Origin of the sequence: Bacillus cereus group sp. MYBK227-1 (assembly GCF_051916325.1) — a bacterium.
Taxonomy (GTDB): domain Bacteria; phylum Bacillota; class Bacilli; order Bacillales; family Bacillaceae_G; genus Bacillus_A; species Bacillus_A cereus.
The window spans coordinates 1,166,424-1,184,692 of the sequence record NZ_JBQAGK010000001.1 but is presented as its reverse complement, the minus strand read 5'-3'; the positions used below and the strand labels follow the sequence as shown (position 1 = coordinate 1,184,692).

Sequence of the window (18,269 nt, the reverse complement as noted above, 5' to 3'; positions counted from 1 at the left end):
TCTTATTTTAATAATTTGGCCATTTCATACTCATCGATGCACTTTCCATCGATAATAAGAGCAGCTTTTTTGACACCTTCTTTCTCAAATCCAGCTTTTTTATATAGTGTCTGAGCTCTTGTATTGTGGGCCATTACTGTTAATTCTAAACGCCATACATCATGTAATTTTGCCCACTTCTCAACCTCTTTAAACAATCTCGTCCCAATACCTCGCCCGTTATACTCTTGCAAAATACCAATTACAATGGTTGCCACATGTCTCTTTCTTTGAATGTTATTTCCATTCACTAATATAAAACCTACTATCCTCTCATCTTCAACTGCTACAAATATTGTTGCATATTCATTTTCTATAAATCGATCGATTATTTTTTCTTGTTGCTCAGCTGTAGTTTTTCTTTCTCCTGGTTCATATAACATAAACTTCGTTTCTTCATCTAATTGCTTACTTAATTGTAAAAATGATGCTGCATCTTCTATTTCGATCTCTCTAATCACTTCAATCACCCTACCAGTTTCATAATAAAAAGTTTTCCTTATAAAAAGATTTTCTCTACTTTCTCGAAAATCCCTTTGTAAATCTCCTACTATAAATTGACAAATTTCGATATTACTATAACAACGACAAATTATGTCTATTCTGTGACATCTCACCATTACAAAGAAAAAACGCAAGCATTACACTTACGTTTTTCCAAGATTGAAGTGAGCTAATAATTATCGATAGATGTCCTGGCTAATTCACGTTTCACTTTATCCATTCACTTTTTCTGCCTGCCAAAAATATTCACCAAATGCTTTAGCAAGTGCATCAATTGATCGATTCAATTCTTCCTCTGTATTATCTACACCACCAACTTCTATTAATATCGCTTGTCCTGATAGGTCTTGATTATAGATTCCATTTCCTGTCTGGAACCCTTTTTGAATGACCCCACGGCTCACTCCTGGATATTTCTTATTAATCGCCTCATGTAAAGCTGTCGCTAATTGTAAGTTTTTTTCATAGTTTTTATTTCCTTTCCCTACTACAAATGCAAGCTTTGCATATGATTTATCTCCAATTGTTTTTGTCGTTACATTCTTTCGGGCACTATCACGATGCAAATCAAAAAAGTATTGAAGATCTTTATTTCCAGCCATAGCTTGCTGCACAATTTCTCGTGACATTTTATACGAACTATTACTGTTTAAACCTTTACTTATTAACTTTTGACCAACATCACTCTTATCGTTAGTAGCCCCAATCCCTTCACCTTCTAGTTGTTCACGGAAACGATCTCCTAATATAGAAATATTCGACACAGAACTCGTTGCTTTATTCGGATTCGGGTCATTCGTTAAGTTAAGTAAAGGTAAATAAGATTCCCAGCTATGTGTATGATAAATAAACGCAACTTGTCTCTTCCCAGTCGTTTGGGACGGCTGTTTTTTCTCTTTATTCGTATCTTGTTTAGGTGCTTGTCCAGTTCCACTAGTCCGTTCCTTCACTACTTCTTCAAGAGGAACACTCGACTCTATCGGTAAGTTAGAATAATTTGTACCCTCACCCGCAATAACAATTTCTGTATCGTACTTACCAAATCCCGGGAGCTCTTTCCCGACAAAACTGCGTACATCATTAAAGCGAATATTTGTAGCCATAGAAAAGAGAAAAGAAGAAATTGAAAAATCTTGATTCAAATTTCGGTACTCCTGTGTAAAATAATGATTCTCTTTTCCAAGTACATACATGTAACCATTCATCGATAACTCATTTAACCAATTATATAAATACGTTGACTTTGTCTCTTTCATAAAGGTTACCATCAGACTAATAAGAAAAAAAGTCGCTAGCACTGTAGTAATAACAAATAAAACTAACTTACGCATATTTGTAAACTTCATAAAAAAAAAGCCCCGATTCATACTATCACCTCTCTATTTCAAGTTATGTACAAGCCCTAGAGAATAGACCGTTAAAATTTCGGCTATATTGTTAATGAGGTGAAATGAATTGAAGCTATTAATAGGAATATTACCAATCGCTCTATCATTCATTTTTTATTTGTCCGCTAAGCAACCAAAAATCTCTATTGTGCTACATATTTCTGCGTACTTGGCACTATATGTACTTGGTACAATTATTTCCATTAATATATACGATGTTTTAATACAAGATTTAGTTTTCATGACGAGCATTCATGGAATTTTACTGAATCCATTTTTCCTTATTGCAGGAGCGTATATAGGAACATACACTTTGTACCTACTTTTGTCTCACATTATTATGAAAATAAAAAATGGAGCGTAATGATATGCAACCACCATTTATCTGTCATACATGCAAAAAAAGAATTGTGAGAAAGAAAGACCTTATTACAGCCACATGGTACTTCCGCTTTTATTTATTTCACAGTGATTGTTTTAAACGACAGCAAGTGTTTATCTCACGATTTCTCCCTGTGAATACACTTTTCAATTTCTTTCTTATTATATATGGACTTATTTTTGGCAGTATTCTTATGATTACAGAACCATCTATTATTTGGCTGACTTTCTTTTTTCCTATTTTTTATCGGTTTCTTTCTTATTATTATGTTGAACGTTTTTTCTCTACATAACGCGCAGACTGACCTCTCGGAATACTTAAACATTCCCACTCATTTTCTTTTAACATCTTCCCAATGTAAATAATCTGACCAATATGCAATGCATAATGAGAAATTTGCCTTTCAATTGCTTGCATGACAGTATGTGCTTCACCGCGAATGTATACCGTCTTCAATAAGTGTTCCGGCGTTAAAGTATTCATCGTATTAAAAACATATTTCCATCCTTCTTGCCAAGCTATAAGGGTTTCTTCTTTTGAATGATAGCATCCTTCAAATTCACCATCTCGATTACGATCTGTTTTTTCACCATCAGACGTTAAAAAATCCGTCCATCTAGAACGCATATTACCGTGCAGATGCTTAATAATAATCGCTATACTATTTGTTTCTTCATGAGAAGACCATTGTATTTGTTCATATGATAATTGAGAAAGTGCCCGTTCCCCTTGTTTCTTTGTTGCTTTAAAGTTCGAAATCGCACATTGCAAATATTCTCGTCCGATATCCATATTAGCCCCTACCTTCACCCTAACTAATTTTTGTTCCATTTGGCAATTCCATATTAGGCTGAAGTAACACAACATCATCAGCTTCAGGAACACCACCAAGCACAAGCACTTCTGATTTGAATCCAGCTACACGCTTTGGTGGAAAGTTTACAACAGCAACGATTTGTTGACCGATTAAATCTTCTGGAATATACCTTTTCGTAATTTGAGCACTTGACTGCTTTATCCCGATTTCTCCAAAATCTATTGCTAGTTTAATCGCTGGTACTCTCGCTTCTTTAAATTCCTCTGCATGTATTACAGTTCCAATTCTCAAATCCAAATTTAAAAAATCTTCAAAATTAGCCATTTATCATTCCCCCCAATTATTACTTAGACAAAATGCAAAAATCCCCTTCAAAAAAAGAAAGGTGCCTAAGCACCTTTCTTTTGTAATTCACTTGATTCATTTGATTTATAGAAGAAGAAACCAAGAATCCCGCCAATACATGATGGAATTAACCATCCGATTCCTTCGTTATATAACGGTAACATTTGTAGTACATTAGAAATCGCGTCAATTTTAATTTTCGCACTTTCTAAACCGTTAAAGAAACTAATTAACAATGCACCTAAAATAGCTCCAATATAAATTGTATTACGCTTCCCAATCCACTTATGGAAATACGAAAGTACGATTAATACAATTGCAACTGGATAAATGATCATTAACACAGGTAATGTTACTGCGATTAATTGTGTTAAACCTAGGTTAGATACAATTAAACTAAATACACATACCATTGTTACAATCGTTTTATGCGAAAGTTTTGGGAATAAGTTTGTAAAGAAACCTGCACACGCAGATGTTAGCCCAACAGAAGTTGTTAAACAAGCGAGTATAATAACAAGCCCTAATAAAATTTTACCACTCGTCCCATATAGCTCATTTACAACATTCGTTAAAATAAGGCCACCGTTTTCTGAGATACCAAGTGATGTACTTGTTGAACCAAGATAAGCAAGTGATAAATAAATTAACGTTAAACCAAGTACAGCAATAATACCTGATACTACTGTTATTTTTGCAATTTGACTACTCTCTTTTATCCCTTTAGAGCGGATAACTTGTACAACGACAATTCCGAATACGAGCGCGCTAATTGCATCCATCGTTAAATATCCTTGAATAAATCCACCAAAGAAAGCATTTTCTTTGTAAGCAGCTAACGGCGCAGCTGGCTCTCCAATTGGATCAATAATTGCCTTTCCGACAATAACAGCGACAATTAATACTAATAATGGTGTAAGAAACTTTCCGAACCAATCCACTAATTTAGATGGATTTAATGATAAATACCACGTTATTCCGAAGAAAACTATTGTGAAAAGAAATAGCATGTACCACTCTGAAACCATTGCCTCTGATAAAAACGGCTTCATACCCATTTCAAACGAAACAGCTCCAGTACGAGGAATCGCGAAAAATGGTCCAATTGCTAAATAACTAATCAATGGGAAAATAAACGCAAATATAGGGTGGACTCTAGAAGATAGCGCTTTCAAGTCCCCCTCTACAAACGCGACAGCTGTTACAGCTAGTAGGGGTAATCCGACTCCCGTTACAAGGAATCCTATTGTAGCAATCCAAACATTCTCTCCTGCTTGTTGACCTAAAACTGGCGGAAAAATTAAATTTCCTGCTCCTAAAAATAATGCAAATAGCATTAAACCAATTGCTACCGTATCACCTGGCCTTAAACGTCCCTTCATGCTCTTCATTTGCATAGCACTTTTTCATTGTTTATCTCTATATTTTACAATATGCTATGCATCCTCCTCTCTGCTCAAGATGATAAAATATGCCCCTTACAAAGCAGTGTCTTTCTCCATAATTTCTCCATTCCCCTTATTTTTACTCTAATCATTAATACAATTATTATTTTGAATTTTGATTTTTTTGAATTTTTAAATCATTAGAGTGTTATTACGTGGAGTGTAGATGTCAGACCTCTTTGTTTTTATCACACATATAGTAACATATTTAGTTGCAAAATAAAAACATATTTTCAAATTGATTTTTTTGAAAATCGAAATTATCTACATTTTTTATTCTCTTACACAAATATTGTTACAATCTCACCTATTATTCGATTGTTATTTTCAAATAACTTTATACACGTAACATACAAAAGCCATCTAATATATAATTAGATGGCTTTTGTATGTTACTCTATCGTTTCAACTTCACGTGGATTTTTCATCTCTTCCACATACACAACTCTAAATCCGTGATCTTCTAAATCTTTCAATAATGTCTCTAATTCACCGTCGTTAAACTCTTCTCCTAATGTAAACATAATTCTACGAACTAATAAGGCATCATTATCAAAAGTCATCAAACTTTGAATACCAGTGTATTTCTTTAAAACTGTCGATAATTTTTGGATTGCTCCATTATAGTCTTGCGTTCCAATCATGACAGAGTATTTACTAGAGTGAACGCCCCATGCATCCTCTAATAACTCAAAAACTTTTTTATGCGTTAAAATTCCAAGGAAAACCCCTTTTTCGTCAACTACTGATAAATAAGGCAATTTTTTTATTGTAAAAAATACTTTAAAGAAAGATGAATCTTCTCTCACAAATCCTTCTTTATCGTTTAATAATTGTATTACACTCTCATCAAGTGATCCTTTATATTCTAAAATATCTACTTTATATATATTCCCTAAAAATTTCTCTTTTTTTTCATCTAAAACTGGTACACAGCGATACCCCGTTTTATTTAAATGCTCTAACGCTTCCCCAATCGTAATCGAACTTGAGCACAGTAAAACTTCCCTTTTCGGCACGTAATTCCCTTTAATCCTCATAAAAAGCCTCCTTATGTTAAAATACTTTCTGTGCCATAACTATATTATATTTTCAGAAAAAAATAAATAATTTATTTTATTTTTCTGAAAATTATTCATTTTCTTGTCATAATTTATTCATGAATCCTTCACTTGTATATTTTTGCTATCAAATCTTCTCTCTGAATTACTAAATGAAAAATATATTGTAACTTCTTTCAAAAAAAGCTAAAATAAGAATAAGAATTTTCTGAATATTCTAAGAGTAGGTGGTTATATGTCCTTATTACGCTCACATATATGTAAATTTATAATTGGTGTTATTGTTATTTTTGCCATAAGTCCTATTCCAGCTCTTTTTATTACACACAATTACTCTTATCAAAATGGATTTATTAGCATTTTTCAAAACTTCGCACAGCTTTCTTCTATATCAATTCCAAAGGTTGATTGGATGCATGAATCTATCTTTTTCTCAGCAAACCAAATGATACGTACTTCTAATCATTCAACACCATTATTCCCTTACATATGGGAAATATTTTTTATATCGATTGTTCGTTTTACTTTTACCCTTGCGATCGGATTTTTCATAAGTTTGGGTATCGGCCATTTATTTTTCAAAGTACCTAACTCGTTTAAAAAGTTTACTACTGTATTGAAATGGATACCTTACTCTTTTTGCACTGTAGTATTACAATGTTCAGTCTTATTACTACTTCTATACATCGCACAATTTATAAACCTTCCTTACTACTCATCATTTATCATCGTATGTAGTACTTCCATGATTATCGTTATGCAAGCAGTAAAAAAATGGATTCCTTTCTTAAAAAACACAAATGAATATGAAATAAAACATGATTCTTTTCTTGTAGACACATTGTTTTTAGCGCTTACTTCAAATCATAAATCAATTTTAGGTTCCATTATTCTTTCATTCGTTTTTATGGAATGCGTTTTTCATGCAAATGGTCTGTTACAATTTATCGTTCAATTTGGCGGAAATTCACCCATAATTGTTACAATCGGCTTATTACTACTCTATATCCCATATAGCATACTTTCTTTCCTTCAAACACTATGGACCACAAACTACTCCAAGCAACAGTCATACACTTTAACGAGAAGTGTTCCAAAACCTTAATTTAAAATAACCCTCTATAATCTAAAAGTAGGGGGTTATTCCTTTTGTATAGCGGACAAAATAACAGCAAATTCAAAAACTATTACAGAAACATACCAATATTTACCCTTTTCCTTTGACTATTCTTTTCATTTGGATTTATTATAAAAGTATAACATAATTGCAGGAGGTGACATCTTTATTCCAAACCTTGGAATGGAGAACACGCTTGGACATATTAAATATTTTTCTCATCTTTGTACTTATTCTTATTTCTGGCTTTTTCGTTGCATCAGAATTCGCTGTTGTAAAAGTACGAAAAAGTCGAATTGACCAACTTGCAAATGAAGGTAATAAACAAGCTTTAGCTGCAAGAAGCGTCCTATCTAATTTAGATGTTTATTTATCAGCTTGTCAGCTCGGAATTACAATCACTTCTTTAGGGCTTGGTTGGCTTGGTGAACCGACTGTGGAACATATACTACGACCGCTCTTTGAAAAAATTAATATTACTGGAACAATGGCTAACACTTTATCTTTTGTTATTGCTTTTAGTGTTATTACATTTTTCCACGTTGTATTAGGTGAATTAGTTCCAAAGTCTTTCGCAATTCAAAAAGCAGAAGCAATCACACTCAAATTTGCAAGACCGCTTATTTTATTTGATAAAATTATGTATCCATTCATTTGGCTACTCAATAGTACAGCTATATTTTTCACAAAACTACTCGGATTAGAACCTGCGAAGGAAAGTGAACTTGCTCATTCTGAAGAGGAATTGCGACTCATTTTAGGTGAAAGTTTTAAAAGCGGTGAAATAAACCAAACCGAATATAAATATGTAAATAACATTTTTGAATTTGATGATCGAGTTGCGAAAGAAATTATGGTTCCTCGTACCGAAATGATTTGCTTGTCTACTGAAAATACGTTAGAAGAAAATATGGATATCGTCGCTACTGAAAAATATACACGCTATCCAATCATTGAAAAAGATAAAGATGATATCATCGGGATGATCAATACGAAAGAAGTATTCCATGATCAAACGAAAGGTATTTATAAACCACTTGAATCTTATATACATCCTGTTCTAACTGTATTTGAAACAGTTCCAATTCGTAAAACGTTAGTCCACCTTCAAAAAAATCGCGTTCAGATGGCAATCGTTATGGATGAATATGGTGGTACTGCCGGACTTTTAACGATGGAAGATATTCTTGAAGAAATCATTGGAGAAATTCAAGATGAATTCGATGCTGATGAATCACCTATGATTGAAAAGCGTACACCTAAGCTTACTGTTTTAGATGGAAAAGTGCTTATTTCTGAAGTAAATGATATGTTTGGCCTACATATTGATGATAGTGATTTAGATACAATCGGAGGATGGCTTCTCTCTCAAGCAGTTGACTTAAATATTGAAGCTGGCTATTCCATTGAATATGCTGGTTTTCAATTTAAAGTATTAGAACTTGATGGACATCAAGTCAAAAAAGTTGCTGTACATAAACTAGATATTAAAAAGGAGCTATAAAGTGACTGTTTTATTAACAATTTGTATCATTGCCTGTTTCATTGTTTCATTTCTCGCCTTTATTTATCCAATTATCCCTGGCATACTAGCTGTCTGGGCTGGATATTTGATTTACCATTTCGGTATAAATGGAAGCGAATTAACAACTTCTTTTTGGATTATTCAAGTCATTTTCACTCTTTTCATTTTCGTTGCTGATTTTATTGCAAATGGATATTTCTTAAAAAAATACGGTAGTTCTAAATGGGGCGAACGTGTCGGAATGATTTCTATCATTGTCGGCTCGTTCTTCTTCCCGCCATTCGGACTTATTATCATACCGTTTTTATCAGTATTTATAACAGAACTAGTACATAAAAAAGCGCCAAAAGATGCCTTTCTAGTTGGAGTCGCTACTGTAGTTGGTTTTTTAAGCAGTACAGTAGCGAAAGCAATTCTCCAAATCATTATGATTATCATCTTCTTGTGTTATATCATCTTTTAACCATCCCGACTTCGGGATGGTTTTTTAATATGCAATACCTACTCGACTATTTTCATATATATTTTTCTTACATAGATCCCATGCAAAGTGTGCTGTATCACCCACTGTAATTTTTGATCCACCCTCTGGCAATATATCTTTTTCAGTTCGATATACCTCTGTCGCCTCACCATCTATTAAATGTGTCGGACAAACAACTGTCCAACATAAATTATTACTATTACTTAGTACCTTATATGCAGCCAAATGATCTTCCGCTGCCGTTGTCGTTTTCCTTTTTGATTCCGTTGATTGAAAACGATATAAATTTAGATCTGTTCTTGCTTGTAAAATACCAGCTGTTCCTATTGTTATGATCCTACGAACCCCATCTTCTTCCATTTTCTTCATAATTTGTGGCATACTCTTCGCTAATGTTCCATTTTGATCCGTTCCAAGTGCACTAATTACTATATCACTTCCTTCTATCGCTTTCTTTATATCATTTTCGTTCAATACATTCCCTTCTATCACTCTTAACCTTTCATGTTGTATTTCTATTCTATTTAAATCACGCGCTAATGCAGTCACTTCAGCTGAATCCTTTAATGCTAAATTAATTATGTTTGAACCTACTCGTCCTGTTGCTCCCAATATACATACTTTCATTTGTTTTCCCCCTCTTTCATTCTCTTTCTATTTTTCAATAATCTCAGTCAATTTACAACAAAAAAGCTTCCTCATATATAAGAGGAAGCTTTATTATTACTTTATTTCTTTTCTTTAGAATCAGTAGACTTCTCGGTTCCGCTTGTTTCTTTATCCTTTTTGTCCTCTTGTTGTGTTGTTGTGTCGTCTTCTTTCTTCTTGTCCTCACCTTTACTACAACCTACCATTAATAAAGAACTTGCAAGTGCCATAGCAGTTAATGATTTAACCCATTTGTTCATTTGCGTTTCCTCCTTGTGATAGAATATGTACAACCTCATATTACTCTCTATTTTTAAAGGAGAGATTGAAAAACAGTAAATATACGGTAAATTTTTGTAAATTTTCCGATAACAAAACCTAATTTTAATTTATATATTTCATTTCCAATCGATACACAATAAAACTAGTTTTTTCTCTCAATGGACGTAAAAAAACTAAGGCGCATACCATTTCGCCTTAGTTTCTCATGCAAATTTTTCATTTTCATATAGATGTGTAATCTTATATTCCTTCTTCATAACATATTGCCACACACTATAAGCGTAACGGTTCATTTTCAGGAAACAATTTTCCAAAAATGAGCGAAACTCTGGGTTAGCAACTTCCACTGCAACTTGAGCAAACTTTAAAGCTAATCGTTTCAAATGCGCAATATAACTGGTTGCAATATGAATATCCCCTGTATATTTACTAACTGTTTCCTTTCCCATTTCATGCAAATCAAACTCCATTGTTTCACAGGTTATATGCTGCACATTCTCTCCTTCTTGAAAATTTACTTGTTCATTATATGCTTGTAACATATATGGTAAATGGTGCTGTAATAGATTTTTTAATTCTTCGTCTCTGACCTTTCCAGCATACTCTCCAACCTTGTATATTAGCATATAACTATATTTCATTAATTCTTTCATACAGTCCATTAAAGCGCCTCCCTTCTCTTTTGTCCATATACTATAAATATGATGCTAAAACATTCGCTATTCTCGCTAAAAACCAATCCCATCTACTAATTTTCTCAAAATCTTCTTCAGAAAATCGTTTTGATTTATGAAAGTCTACCTGTAATCGACTCCATACTTCATCAACAACTGTTTTATCATATATGATACAGTTAGACTCACAATTTAAATAAAAACTTCTATTATCAAAATTCGCTGTCCCAATATCAACAATTTCTCCATCAATAATTGTTACTTTCCCATGAAAAAATCCATTTCGATATTGATAAATCTCCGCTCCAGCATGTAACATATCTTTCAAATATGGATAGGCAGCTTGTTTTAACAATATGGCATCACTTTTAAATGGCACGAGAATTTTCACATTAACACCACGATTTAATGCAGCTTTTAACTCTTTCACCATTTCTTTACTTGGTACAAAATATGGTGTAGCGATAATTAAAGACTTTTTAGCCTTTTTTAAAAGTGCCCCATACTTTTCCCATAAGCCTTTTCCATTTGAAAATAAATATTGATATTTCACATTCCCTAATGTAGGTATACTTTCATGTATAGGCATTTTTTCTCCTGTATCTTCTTTCCAATCTTCGGCGAACTTTCTTTCCATATCCGCTGCACCCTCACCATGGATGCGCACGTGATAATCACGCCATGGCCCAAACTTTGGATTTTGTCCAAGGTACTCCTTTCCGATATTAAAACCACCGACGTATGATACCTTTCCATCTATCGTAACAATACGTCTATGATTCCGTTGATGCAAAGAATAGAACACATTTTTCAGTTTCGGTTTTTTACTAAATGTAAACTTCACACCGTTTTCCTTTAATCGGCTAATTACCTTTTTCTTCAGCTTATATCCACCTATCCGATCGACTGACAATTTCACTTCTACTCCGCTAGATGCTTTTTTCTCTAATAACTGTAAAAACTCTTGGCTTATTTCATCTTTTCCTACAATATAAAAATGGATATATATATACTTTTCTGCATCGTTTATATCCTCAAATAATTTTCTATATAACTCTTCACCGTTCGTATATAATTGAAATTCACCTAATCGAACTTGTCCTAATTCATATTCACTAGCCATTTCCTTCCCCATTTCCACATCGATGTTCATCCAAATGAATACACCTATTAAACAAAGGATTATAGCGAAAAAGTGCTTCATGGATAAATTCCTTTCTCCACTTACTGTTATTTCTATATCTTCCCTTTTTTATTACATTATCATTCAAGAAAATATGTCATTGCATGATATATGTCCATATCAAACAATAGCTCATTTGCATATTGTATGTTGTATCTTAAAATAAAAGGAGGAAATAACAATGGGCTTCGCACATGGTAATGGATTTGCGCTATTAGTCGTATTATTTATCCTCTTAATCATCGTCGGTGCTGCTTGCTTCTGCTAAGTAGCTACTGTCATATGATATGTGGATGAAAAAACTATAAAAGCGGACACCTATTTTTAGGTGTCCGCTTTTCATTTTAAAACCATTTCCGACTGCTATAGTAACTTAAATGGCTAAATATTCATCTCAAAAGGTTAACAATGTGGCTACTTTCTTACTCTCTGCCTTACGTATATGACGCTGTTCTGCACGTAACACAGCAATACGATGTAATTCTTTCTCTTCTTCTGTTTCAGGGATAACACGCGGTACTGGAACTGGATTATTTTCCTTACTAAGTGCCACAAAAGTAACGAATGACGTTGCCGCTATACGCTTCTCACCTGAAATTAAATCTTCAGCTACTACCTTCACAAACACTTCCATCGAAGTTCTTCCCGTCCAAATTACGAAAGATTCATAACTAACACAATCTGAAGAACGAACAGGATGTAAGAAATCGACCCAGTCCATAGATGCTGTGACACATTCCTTTCTCGAATGTCTGGATGCTGAAATAGAAGCAACCATATCCATCTCCGCTAATATCTTCCCACCAAATAGCGTGTTATGATCATTTAAATCTGTTGGGAATACTCGGCTCGTTTTGAACACCCTTGACTCATTGGCTGTTTTCCCCTTTACTTCTGTCATTGTTATCACCCCTTTAATGATTTATCCCTAATATTTCAATAATCACTATACTAAATGAACTACACGTTTAATATTAACAACATTCAGAACTTTTAGTCCACAAAAAAGAACCGATTTTATCAATCGGCTCCTCTAAATACATATTGTTCTTTCGGCTGTTCAACTTTATTCCATTTTGTTACTTCTAATACAGGAATATTCGCATGAAACGGCTGATAAAACTCAGTAGTTATCTCTCCTTCTACTTGAATCCAGTCATCATTATTCCACTCTACGCCTTCTGGCTTTTTCACTAACATACCATACACACCAGAATCTGCTACGCAATGTATAATACCGAAACGGAATAAGAAGTATTGTTCTTTTTTAGAAGAATCATCCCTAAAAACAAACCCTTTAAAAGATAATTTTTTCCCAGTAAACTCGCCAGGATAATTATAAATTGTTTCCATACCCTTTAGGAAGTCTTCATCTTTCAAATTAATATTGTCTTTCGTAACAAACTCTTTCTTCCCTTTTTCCATTACACCACGGTATCCTTCTTTCCCGTAATAAATGCTCGTATCAGGTCTTAGAAATTGTCTTGTCATAAATGGATCCTTACTTTCTGCTTGTGCAACAGGAAAGTGAAATCCTTTCGCTTTAACAATATCCGAATCTAACGTCGCAATTGGGAAAAATAACCCTGAGATAATTGGAAAACAAAACAAGGAGTACGAAAATGCTTTTTTCCACCATGTATTCTCATCTTTTGAATGATCATGCCCGCAATGGCTATGGTCACAACTGCAATCATTTTTCTCTTTTTCCTTTTGGTGCTCTTTTTGGAAAACGACGATAATTTGTATAATCGTTAAGAAACCTAAAATAATTGCTGCTGTTGTTGATAAATAGGCATACTTCATATTGATATACTTCGTAATGTTACCGGAAATATGAAGCTGCGCAATTAATATTGTAAAACCTAATAATATATATGCTCGAAACATAACCTACCACCCCATCGCATAAATGAGTAGTGAGCTTGCATAAACAACAAGAGTAACTGTAACTATAACAACAATTACAAATTTAGTTTTAAATGTCGCAAGCATCATAAACATATTTTTAATATCCACCATCGGTCCGTAAACGAGGAACGCGACAAGTGAAGCTGTTGAAAACGTACTTTGGAACGAAGAAGCGATAAATGCATCTGCCTCTGAACAAAGTGATAATATATAAGCAAGTCCCATCATAACAGCTGATGAAGAAAACGGACCTTGTCCAATAGCAAGAAGTGTTGAAGTTTGTACAAACGTTTGTACCGCTGCTGCAATTAACGCACCTAGTACTAAATATTTTCCCATTGAGAAGAATTCCTCAACAGCGTGTGTACATACATCCCACATTTTTTTACGCAGTGGACGCTTATTATTCACTTCTGGGAAGTGATCATCTCTTAATTGATGTTCTTTAAACATAAAGGATAATATAATTCCAACGATAATGGCTACGATAATCGCTACAATAGAACGATACCATACCATGTGCATACTACTCCCAAAGGCAACATAAGTAGCAAATAATACAACTGGATTAATAATAGGTCCAGTTAACATAAATGCAATCCCTGCGTATGGTGGAACGCCTTTTCCAATTAATCGTCTTACAATCGGAACAATTCCACATTCACAACCTGGAAACAACATACCTAAAAAAGTAGCTAATAAAACAGACAGAAATCGGTTCTTCGGCATCCATTTTGCCACCATATCTTCTGTCACGAACATTTGAATGAATCCTGAAATAAATACACCAATGAGCACGAAAGGAAGTGCTTCGATCAATATGGAGATAAAAATTGTATTCATTTGCAGGAATGCTTTCGGTAATTGAAACAATTCCATGATGTATTTCCCCCAACTTTTCATTAACAATATGTAATTTTAACCCCATTTCATTAATTGAACAAGGTTTATATGGCATACATACCCTTTATATACATTACATTGTACAAGTTATATTCTATTCAAAATTTGAGATTTCATAGCAAAAAAGCTGCTCTAGCGTAGTTATATAACTATGCTAGAGCAGCTTTCTTATCGTTAAAAGTAACGTTTCTTCCAAAAAACAAAAGCTAACGTGAAAGATAGTGTTACACATATGATGAGTACAATTACAAAACCGTGGGCTTCCCCTTCAAACGGAACCTTTACGTTCATTCCAAAGAAACTAGAAACCATCGTCGGTAAAGATAAAATGATCGTAATTGACGTTAACAGTTTCATAACACTATTTAAATTATTTGATATAACGGAGCTAAAAGTATTCATCATTCCACTTAAAATGTGACTATATATTTCCGCCATTTCAATAGCCTGTTTATTTTCAATTAATACATCTTCTAATAAATCTTGATCGTCTTCATACATTTTTAAAAATGTACTATTACGCATTAACTTTTGAATTACAATTTTATTAGCCTTTAATGACGTTGTAAAGTATACTAAACTTTTCTCAAGGCCTAACAATGTGAAAATCTCTTTATTTTTCATTGACTGATTTAATTGATGCTCTAAATCAATTGTTTTTCGATTTATTTGCTTTAAGTATCTTAAATAATAAGTAGAAATCGTATATAAGAGCTGAAGTGCAAAGCGCGTCTTCTTAAACGTATAAAATTCTTTAATACGTTGATTAATAAAACGTTCAAAAATTGGATTCTCTTCTAAGCAGATTGTAACAAAACAATCCGGCATCACAATCATACCTATTGGAATCGTGTCATAAATCGAATTTCCTTCTTCGTCATGTCTAACTGTCGGAATATCCACGATAATTAAAGTATTATTGTCTTCCTTTTCAATACGAGAGCGTTCTTCATCATCCAAAGGGTCTTTAATGAAATCTAAGTCTACATTTAAAGTTTGTACTAGATATTGAATTTCTTCTTCTGTTGGATGAAGTACATTAATCCAGCACCCCTTTTGCATTTCCTCAATCTCTTGTAGTTTTCCGTTTCGGTCTGTTAAATATATATTTAACATACTATCACCCCGATTCTTTTTACATGTAGGAATCTACCTCTCTTAAATCACAGTTTTTAAACCGCCATTCTCAGCATATGAAACATACGTTTAAATTTCAATAGAAAAATTATTTTGAAAACGTTTTTATAAGAAAAATATTATAAAGTGAAACTTTAATCAGTGGGGGGCTTCATCCTCACCAATTATTAGCCCTTACAAATCGGGCTTTTACGGGTTATCCGCCCCCAACCAAACTTCTTTTTTTCGCTGAATTGTGCGGTGAGGGTCTCACTGCCCGTTAAAGCGGGATAAACATAGAAAAAGACAGAGTGCTCTCTGCCTTAAAAGCTTATGTTGCCTTTATAACATATTTAGAAAGCATCCACAAGTTAAACCCGACTGAAATCGTATAGCCCGCGTATGTTGAAATGATAAAACTTACATAATCGAAATACGGAAGCAATACAATATTTAAAACTATCTTCACAATAATTCCAATCACTAGTCCTAGCACCGTCTTCTGCTGTTGATTGATTCCTTGTAGCATAGCAGCCGTTACTGTAAAAAGAGAAAATAGTATGCAAGCAGGAGCATAATACTGTAAAATGATTCTCCCCATCTCTGGATCATTTCCAGCACCGAATAAAAGAGTATATACAGGTTTGGCTAACACCATCATTCCAATTGCCGCCGGTACCGTAATTGCTACTACTAATACATTTGTTCTCGTAAAATGTTTGTACAATAGCTTCGTATTTCCTGCTGTGTAAGCTTTCGTCATCTCTGGTACGAGAGACATACTAAAAGCTGTCGCAACGGATACCGGGATAAGCACAACCATTTGAACAAGACCAATTATCGCATTAATTTTTTCCGCTTCTCCTTGCATATACCCTATTTGTATAAGTAGTTTATTAATTGTAAATGTATCAATCGTCTGATACAACGGAATTGCTAAGCCCACCACAACAAAAGGAATAGAATATGTAAAGAGCTCCTTATACAATGAGAAAAAAGATTTCGTTGTTTGTGGTATACTTTCCATCTCTTTTTTCTTTAAGTGCCTTCTCCTTCTTATATAATACGCACTTAAAACAGTTAATCCACCTACAGCTCCCATAAATGCACCGAACGTTGAAATACCAACCGCTAGCGAAACAGAAGCTTTTAAAACATATAAAACGACAAAGCTTCCTATTAAAATGGTTAAAACCCGAAAAAATTGCTCTACAACTACACTTAATGCAGAAGGCCCCATCGATTGGAATCCTTGAAAGAAGCCCCTTAATAAACTCATTACTGGCACAAGTATTAACGCAAAACTTACAATTCGAATATTAGTAGTAACCGCTCCTACACTATTCCCCGTTTGATCATTCCCATCGATGACAAGTTTAGCTAAATGCGGAGCTAGCATATATAACGTAAAACACGAAATGACTCCCATTATAAACATAAACACGATTCCACTTTTCAACACTCTCTTAACCGTATGATAATCATTCAGTTGATCATATTTTGATACCATCTTTGAAACAGCTAGCGGTAATCCCATTGTTGCTATACTGAGCATGATGGTATAAGGACGATATGCATATGTGTATAGAACGTAACCACTCGTACCGACCATCGCTGTAAATGGTATAACATATATAAACCCTAACATTTTTGATATCATCGTTGCCATCGTTAAAAATATCGTTCCACGTATAAACGGTGACCCTTTCATCACATTCCTCCGCTACGCTTTATTATTACACATTATGGACAACTCCTTTTCTTTAGAACCGAAACAAACAAAAAAAGCCAATGAAAAATCATTGACTTTAACGCGCTGCTTTTTTCTTTTTGAAATACTTTAAACCAAAGTATAGAGCAATAAAAAGAACAGCTCCTATAATTATGTAATGTGTGTAATCAGATGCATACTCTTTAATTTGTCGCCAATTCCCACCAAGTTTTTCACCTAAGTATATAAATAGAATTGACCATGGAATGATCGCTACAACCGTATAAAGTGTAAATAGTTTTAATGGCATCTTAGCTAGCCCTGCTGGAATAGAGATCGCATGACGTACTACTGGGATAAAGCGCGCAGAAAATATTACGCCTGCTCCATAACGCTTAAACCAACCTTCCGCTATGTCTAAATGATGTTTATTAATAAGTAGATATTTCCCATATTTCTCTACAACCGGACGCCCTCCGTAGTATCCAAGCCAGTATAAAAAGATTTGCGCTAAAGTACCACCAATCGTTCCGGCGATAACTGCACCCACAAAACTAATTTTACCATTCGCTACTAAAAAGCCAGCATACGAAAGTACAATTTCACTCGGGATTACTTCAATCATTAAAGCAAGAGCTACTCCAAAGTAACCTAAGCTTGCAAAAAATTGCAATAACTGATCTATTATGTTTGCTAACATGTTCTTTTTTATCTCCTTTTTTCTTCACATACCA

The 18,269-nt window shown here is 33.9% G+C and carries 22 protein-coding genes; 6 read left to right on the top strand and 16 right to left on the bottom strand.

The annotated features are described in order from the left end of the window. Positions 1 to 2: 2 nt before the first annotated feature. Both ACTFRM_RS06320 and spoIIP read right to left on the bottom strand, forming a co-directional pair. Positions 3 to 500, bottom strand: coding sequence for a GNAT family N-acetyltransferase (locus ACTFRM_RS06320; protein ID WP_000617568.1), 498 nt, complete (start codon positions 498 to 500; stop codon positions 3 to 5). A gap of 255 nt (positions 501 to 755) precedes the next feature. Beyond that, positions 756 to 1,910 (bottom strand): stage II sporulation protein P, encoded by a 1,155-nt coding sequence (gene spoIIP / locus ACTFRM_RS06315; RefSeq protein ID WP_440043128.1) that lies wholly within the window; start codon positions 1,908 to 1,910, stop codon positions 756 to 758. Positions 1,911 to 1,998: 88 nt separating this feature from the next. On the opposite strand from spoIIP, the gene ACTFRM_RS06310 reads away from it, so the two are divergent. Next, the gene (locus ACTFRM_RS06310; RefSeq protein ID WP_000770738.1) at positions 1,999 to 2,295 is read left to right on the top strand and encodes a hypothetical protein; all 297 of its coding nucleotides are present in this window, start codon (positions 1,999 to 2,001) and stop codon (positions 2,293 to 2,295) included. Between the two features lie 4 nt (positions 2,296 to 2,299). Then, complete coding sequence (locus tag ACTFRM_RS06305; protein WP_002164560.1) at positions 2,300 to 2,605, top strand: hypothetical protein; 306 nt, start codon at positions 2,300 to 2,302, stop codon at positions 2,603 to 2,605. Here ACTFRM_RS06305 and ACTFRM_RS06300 read toward each other — a convergent pair. From ACTFRM_RS06300 to cbpA, 4 genes are all read right to left on the bottom strand, one after another. Beyond that, the gene (locus ACTFRM_RS06300) at positions 2,578 to 3,144 is read right to left on the bottom strand and encodes a DUF1572 domain-containing protein (protein WP_121868367.1); all 567 of its coding nucleotides are present in this window, start codon (positions 3,142 to 3,144) and stop codon (positions 2,578 to 2,580) included. The genes ACTFRM_RS06305 and ACTFRM_RS06300 overlap by 28 nt on opposite strands. Continuing rightward, positions 3,125 to 3,454, bottom strand: coding sequence for a chaperone CsaA (gene csaA, locus ACTFRM_RS06295; protein WP_001263013.1), 330 nt, complete (start codon positions 3,452 to 3,454; stop codon positions 3,125 to 3,127). Before csaA ends, ACTFRM_RS06300 begins: the two co-directional genes overlap by 20 nt. Positions 3,455 to 3,519: 65 nt before the next feature. Beyond that, positions 3,520 to 4,857, bottom strand: coding sequence for a branched-chain amino acid transport system II carrier protein BrnQ4 (brnQ4, locus tag ACTFRM_RS06290; RefSeq protein WP_011110049.1), 1,338 nt, complete (start codon positions 4,855 to 4,857; stop codon positions 3,520 to 3,522). A 455-nt stretch (positions 4,858 to 5,312) separates the two neighbouring features. Then, on the bottom strand, positions 5,313 to 5,960 hold the full coding sequence (cbpA, locus tag ACTFRM_RS06285) for a cyclic di-AMP binding protein CbpA (protein WP_001220526.1): 648 nt from the start codon (positions 5,958 to 5,960) through the stop codon (positions 5,313 to 5,315). Between the two features lie 256 nt (positions 5,961 to 6,216). On the opposite strand from cbpA, the gene ACTFRM_RS06280 reads away from it, so the two are divergent. The 3 genes from ACTFRM_RS06280 to ACTFRM_RS06270 all read left to right on the top strand — a co-directional run bounded on the left by ACTFRM_RS06280 (position 6,217) and on the right by ACTFRM_RS06270 (position 9,086). Beyond that, positions 6,217 to 7,086 carry a hypothetical protein gene (locus tag ACTFRM_RS06280; protein ID WP_440043127.1) on the top strand — a complete coding sequence of 290 codons (870 nt, stop codon included), beginning with the start codon at positions 6,217 to 6,219 and terminating at the stop codon, positions 7,084 to 7,086. Between the two features lie 208 nt (positions 7,087 to 7,294). Continuing rightward, positions 7,295 to 8,602 carry a hemolysin family protein gene (locus ACTFRM_RS06275; RefSeq protein WP_000353738.1) on the top strand — a complete coding sequence of 436 codons (1,308 nt, stop codon included), beginning with the start codon at positions 7,295 to 7,297 and terminating at the stop codon, positions 8,600 to 8,602. A 1-nt stretch (position 8,603) separates the two neighbouring features. Continuing rightward, the gene (locus ACTFRM_RS06270; protein ID WP_063219886.1) at positions 8,604 to 9,086 is read left to right on the top strand and encodes a DUF456 domain-containing protein; all 483 of its coding nucleotides are present in this window, start codon (positions 8,604 to 8,606) and stop codon (positions 9,084 to 9,086) included. Positions 9,087 to 9,110: 24 nt separating this feature from the next. On the opposite strand, the gene ACTFRM_RS06265 is transcribed toward ACTFRM_RS06270, so the two are convergent. The 4 genes from ACTFRM_RS06265 to cls form a co-directional block, all read right to left on the bottom strand. Then, positions 9,111 to 9,734: an NAD(P)H-binding protein gene (locus ACTFRM_RS06265; RefSeq protein WP_325851680.1), complete on the bottom strand. Its 624-nt coding sequence runs from the start codon at positions 9,732 to 9,734 to the stop codon at positions 9,111 to 9,113. 101 nt (positions 9,735 to 9,835) lie between these two features. Further along, on the bottom strand, positions 9,836 to 10,015 hold the full coding sequence (locus ACTFRM_RS06260) for a hypothetical protein (RefSeq protein ID WP_001045960.1): 180 nt from the start codon (positions 10,013 to 10,015) through the stop codon (positions 9,836 to 9,838). Between the two features lie 225 nt (positions 10,016 to 10,240). Further along, a complete protein-coding gene (locus tag ACTFRM_RS06255) occupies positions 10,241 to 10,699 on the bottom strand; it encodes a spore coat protein (protein ID WP_000340527.1) in 459 nt (152 codons plus the stop codon). Between the two features lie 31 nt (positions 10,700 to 10,730). After that, entirely contained in the window at positions 10,731 to 11,915 is a 1,185-nt protein-coding gene (gene cls / locus ACTFRM_RS06250) for a cardiolipin synthase (RefSeq protein ID WP_002023919.1), read from the bottom strand. Between the two features lie 160 nt (positions 11,916 to 12,075). Between cls and ACTFRM_RS06245 the strand changes: the two genes are divergently transcribed. Further along, positions 12,076 to 12,162 carry a YjcZ family sporulation protein gene (locus ACTFRM_RS06245; RefSeq protein WP_000505094.1) on the top strand — a complete coding sequence of 29 codons (87 nt, stop codon included), beginning with the start codon at positions 12,076 to 12,078 and terminating at the stop codon, positions 12,160 to 12,162. A 126-nt stretch (positions 12,163 to 12,288) separates the two neighbouring features. On the opposite strand, the gene ACTFRM_RS06240 is transcribed toward ACTFRM_RS06245, so the two are convergent. The 6 genes from ACTFRM_RS06240 to ACTFRM_RS06215 all read right to left on the bottom strand — a co-directional run bounded on the left by ACTFRM_RS06240 (position 12,289) and on the right by ACTFRM_RS06215 (position 18,235). After that, entirely contained in the window at positions 12,289 to 12,795 is a 507-nt protein-coding gene (locus ACTFRM_RS06240) for an acyl-CoA thioesterase (RefSeq protein WP_000141164.1), read from the bottom strand. Positions 12,796 to 12,914: 119 nt separating this feature from the next. After that, the gene (locus ACTFRM_RS06235) at positions 12,915 to 13,784 is read right to left on the bottom strand and encodes a TIGR03943 family putative permease subunit (protein ID WP_000488043.1); all 870 of its coding nucleotides are present in this window, start codon (positions 13,782 to 13,784) and stop codon (positions 12,915 to 12,917) included. A gap of 3 nt (positions 13,785 to 13,787) precedes the next feature. Beyond that, the gene (locus ACTFRM_RS06230) at positions 13,788 to 14,684 is read right to left on the bottom strand and encodes a permease (protein ID WP_000418716.1); all 897 of its coding nucleotides are present in this window, start codon (positions 14,682 to 14,684) and stop codon (positions 13,788 to 13,790) included. A 198-nt stretch (positions 14,685 to 14,882) separates the two neighbouring features. After that, the gene (locus tag ACTFRM_RS06225; protein ID WP_000932389.1) at positions 14,883 to 15,824 is read right to left on the bottom strand and encodes a magnesium transporter CorA family protein; all 942 of its coding nucleotides are present in this window, start codon (positions 15,822 to 15,824) and stop codon (positions 14,883 to 14,885) included. Between the two features lie 331 nt (positions 15,825 to 16,155). Then, complete coding sequence (locus ACTFRM_RS06220; RefSeq protein ID WP_000678845.1) at positions 16,156 to 17,535, bottom strand: putative polysaccharide biosynthesis protein; 1,380 nt, start codon at positions 17,533 to 17,535, stop codon at positions 16,156 to 16,158. Between the two features lie 97 nt (positions 17,536 to 17,632). Next, on the bottom strand, positions 17,633 to 18,235 hold the full coding sequence (locus ACTFRM_RS06215) for a DedA family protein (RefSeq protein ID WP_000880691.1): 603 nt from the start codon (positions 18,233 to 18,235) through the stop codon (positions 17,633 to 17,635). Between the last annotated feature and the right edge of the window lie 34 nt (positions 18,236 to 18,269).

Coding starts and splice junctions, on each gene's coding strand:
- spoIIP (WP_440043128.1), bottom strand. CDS start 1,910: ATGAATCGGGGCTTTTTTTTTATGAAGTTTACAAATATGCGTAAGTTA.
- ACTFRM_RS06305 (WP_002164560.1), top strand. CDS start 2,300: ATGCAACCACCATTTATCTGTCATACATGCAAAAAAAGAATTGTGAGA.
- ACTFRM_RS06300 (WP_121868367.1), bottom strand. CDS start 3,144: ATGGAACAAAAATTAGTTAGGGTGAAGGTAGGGGCTAATATGGATATC.
- csaA (WP_001263013.1), bottom strand. CDS start 3,454: ATGGCTAATTTTGAAGATTTTTTAAATTTGGATTTGAGAATTGGAACT.
- brnQ4 (WP_011110049.1), bottom strand. CDS start 4,857: ATGAAGGGACGTTTAAGGCCAGGTGATACGGTAGCAATTGGTTTAATG.
- cbpA (WP_001220526.1), bottom strand. CDS start 5,960: ATGAGGATTAAAGGGAATTACGTGCCGAAAAGGGAAGTTTTACTGTGC.
- ACTFRM_RS06280 (WP_440043127.1), top strand. CDS start 6,217: ATGTCCTTATTACGCTCACATATATGTAAATTTATAATTGGTGTTATT.
- ACTFRM_RS06265 (WP_325851680.1), bottom strand. CDS start 9,734: ATGAAAGTATGTATATTGGGAGCAACAGGACGAGTAGGTTCAAACATA.
- ACTFRM_RS06260 (WP_001045960.1), bottom strand. CDS start 10,015: ATGAACAAATGGGTTAAATCATTAACTGCTATGGCACTTGCAAGTTCT.
- ACTFRM_RS06255 (WP_000340527.1), bottom strand. CDS start 10,699: ATGGACTGTATGAAAGAATTAATGAAATATAGTTATATGCTAATATAC.
- cls (WP_002023919.1), bottom strand. CDS start 11,915: ATGAAGCACTTTTTCGCTATAATCCTTTGTTTAATAGGTGTATTCATT.
- ACTFRM_RS06245 (WP_000505094.1), top strand. CDS start 12,076: ATGGGCTTCGCACATGGTAATGGATTTGCGCTATTAGTCGTATTATTT.
- ACTFRM_RS06240 (WP_000141164.1), bottom strand. CDS start 12,795: ATGACAGAAGTAAAGGGGAAAACAGCCAATGAGTCAAGGGTGTTCAAA.
- ACTFRM_RS06235 (WP_000488043.1), bottom strand. CDS start 13,784: ATGTTTCGAGCATATATATTATTAGGTTTTACAATATTAATTGCGCAG.
- ACTFRM_RS06230 (WP_000418716.1), bottom strand. CDS start 14,684: ATGGAATTGTTTCAATTACCGAAAGCATTCCTGCAAATGAATACAATT.
- ACTFRM_RS06225 (WP_000932389.1), bottom strand. CDS start 15,824: ATGTTAAATATATATTTAACAGACCGAAACGGAAAACTACAAGAGATT.
- ACTFRM_RS06220 (WP_000678845.1), bottom strand. CDS start 17,535: ATGAAAGGGTCACCGTTTATACGTGGAACGATATTTTTAACGATGGCA.
- ACTFRM_RS06215 (WP_000880691.1), bottom strand. CDS start 18,235: ATGTTAGCAAACATAATAGATCAGTTATTGCAATTTTTTGCAAGCTTA.